1 protein-coding gene is annotated in these 531 nt (G+C 62.0%); it reads left to right on the top strand.

Features of this window, described 5'->3' with window-relative positions:
* Positions 1-531: ABC transporter ATP-binding protein (locus EN780_RS37195; protein WP_133372997.1), on the top strand; the 531-nt coding region annotated here is incomplete at both ends.

Raw genomic sequence — 531 nt, 5'->3', positions numbered from 1 at the left:
TTTCCATGGTGTTCCAGTCCTATGCGTTGTTCCCTCACATGACGGTGATGGAAAATGTCTCCTACGGTCTGCGCTTCTCCGGCCATGACAAGAAGGAGGCCGCGTCCCGCGCCCGCGCCGGCCTGGAGTTGGTCGGCCTGACCGGTTTCGAGGCGCGCCTGCCCAGCGAACTGTCGGGTGGTCAGCAGCAGCGCGTGGCGGTGGCGCGCGCACTGGTGCTAGAACCGCAAGTGCTGCTGTTCGACGAGCCGCTCTCCAACCTAGATGCCAAGCTGCGCCGGCATGTGCGTGAGGAAATCAGGGAGATCCAGACTAAGCTCGGGTTGACTGTGGTCTACGTCACGCACGACCAGGAAGAGGCGCTTGCGGTTTCGGACCGCATCATCGTCATGAACAAGGCGGTGGTCGCACAAGACGGTACGCCGCGCGAACTATACGACGCGCCAGCCAACGCATTCGTTGCCGACTTCATCGGTGAAGCCAACATCCTGGATTGCGAGGTGGTTGCGGTGCAAGGGGACGAAGCTACCG

This window comes from Mesorhizobium sp. M4B.F.Ca.ET.089.01.1.1 (genome assembly GCF_004022605.1).
Taxonomy (GTDB): Bacteria; Pseudomonadota; Alphaproteobacteria; order Rhizobiales; family Rhizobiaceae; genus Mesorhizobium; species Mesorhizobium abyssinicae.
Note: the sequence above shows the minus strand (reverse complement) of the source record. Positions and strands in the feature narration are given on the sequence as shown.